This is a genomic window from Pseudomonas sp. TJI-51 (genome assembly GCF_000190455.2).
GTDB classification, from domain to species: domain Bacteria; phylum Pseudomonadota; class Gammaproteobacteria; order Pseudomonadales; family Pseudomonadaceae; genus Aquipseudomonas; species Aquipseudomonas juntendi.
The window spans coordinates 1-1,720 of record NZ_AEWE02000090.1; the positions used below are offsets into that span (position 1 = coordinate 1).

Here is a 1,720-nt window from a genome sequence, read left to right on the forward strand (position 1 = left end):
GCGGCGCAGGTGTATTACTGGCTGGGGCTGCTCAGCGATACTGAGGGCGACGCACAGCAAGCGCTGACCCACTACCGCAAAGCGCTGTATCTGGAGCCACAACACCCCGAGGCGTTGCTGCACCTGGCGGCCCTGCTTGCGGCCCAGGGTGACCTGGCCGGGGCACGGCGCCTGCAGGAACGGGCGGCGCGGGCTGGGCGGGAGTCTGAACGGTGAACGGTGAATCCGCGATGCAACTGCTGGCCGATGACGATGCGCTCATCGACGACTGCTGGAACCGCATTGGTGTACATGGCAACAAGCAATGCCCGCTACTGGAGCGGCACGTGCATTGCCGCAACTGCGAAGTCTACGCCGCTGCGGCTACCCGCCTGCTTGACCGCTATGCATTGGCGCAGGAGCACTCGGCGGCCGAGCGTGAGCCGCTGCAAGAGCACACCGGTCGATCCATGTTGCTGTTCCGTCTGGGTGAAGAATGGCTGGCGCTGGCGACCGCCTGCCTGGCCGAAATCGCCCCGTTGCAGGCAGTGCATTCGTTGCCGCACCAGCGCTCGCGGGTGTTGCAGGGGGTCGCCAACGTACGTGGGGCGCTGGTGCCATGCCTGTCATTGGCCGACTTGCTGGGCGTTCAGCTGGGTGCTGCCGAGCAGCGCAGCGGCCGGGCGATGCCACGCATGCTGATCCTGGCCAGCGAGGGCGGCCCGGTGGTGGTGGCGGTCGAGGAAATCGACGGCATCCACCGGCTCGACCCGCTGTTGCTGGGCAGTGGCCAGGACGCCACCCGCTATACCGCGGCGGTGCTGCAATGGCGCGGGCGCAGCGTGCGGGTACTGGACGATCAACACTTACTGGCTGCCGTGCAGCGGAGCTTGTCATGACCCCAGAGCAAATGCGCGACGCCTCGTTGCTCGAGCTGTTCAGCCTGGAGGCCGAAGCGCAGACCCAGGTGCTCAGCGCCGGCCTGATGGCACTCGAGCGCAACCCTACCCAGGCTGACCAGCTCGAGGCGTGCATGCGCGCGGCCCACTCGCTCAAGGGCGCCGCCCGTATCGTTGGCGTGGACGCGGGCGTCAGCGTCGCGCATGTCATGGAGGATTGCCTGGTAGCCGCCCAGGAGGGGCGCCTGCGGTTGAATGCCGAGCATATCGATGCGCTGTTGCAGGGGACCGACTTGCTGATGCGCATTGCCACACCGGGCGACAGTGCGGCGCAGGCGACCCTGCCGGTGTTTCTTGCGCAGATGGCCAGCCTGCTCGACCCAGGCGGCGCCGGCGTGCCGCCGCTGCCCGTGGCGGCAGGGGCCGTATCGCCGTCGTCGCCGTCGGTCAGCCCGCCGCCGGCACCGTTGGTGCTGCCCAGTGAGCTGTCAGAGCCCGACGCCGAGCCTGAGCCCGAGCCCGAGCCAGCGCTGCGACGCAAGGTGGGCAAGCGCGTCGGCGATGCAGGCGAACGGGTGTTACGGGTCACTGCCGACCGCCTGAACAGCCTGCTCGACCTGTCCAGCAAGTCGCTGGTGGAGACCCAACGTCTGAAGCCTTACCTGGCCACCCTGCAGCGCCTCAAACGCATGCACGGCCAAGGGATGCAGGCGCTCGACGGCGTGCGCATGCAGCTGGAAGACAGCGGCCAGAACAGTGAAGTGCTCGAAGCCTTGGCGCAAACCCAGCGCCTGCTGGTCGAGACCCAGCAGATCCTGCAACAGCAGGCCGCCGACCTCGAT

The 1,720-nt window shown here is 67.8% G+C and carries 3 protein-coding genes; all 3 read left to right on the top strand.

Annotation, left to right across the window (positions count from 1 at the left end; all coding sequences use genetic code 11):
• Positions 1–216 (top strand): tetratricopeptide repeat protein (locus G1E_RS19365; RefSeq protein ID WP_009687010.1); only part of this gene is annotated, 216 nt, incomplete at its 5' end.
• Complete coding sequence (locus G1E_RS19370) at positions 213–878, top strand: chemotaxis protein CheW (RefSeq protein ID WP_047150028.1); 666 nt, start codon at positions 213–215, stop codon at positions 876–878. The genes G1E_RS19365 and G1E_RS19370, both read left to right, overlap by 4 nt.
• A partial coding sequence (locus G1E_RS19375; RefSeq protein WP_047150029.1) for an Hpt domain-containing protein occupies positions 875–1,720 on the top strand: 846 nt, incomplete at its 3' end. The genes G1E_RS19370 and G1E_RS19375, both read left to right, overlap by 4 nt.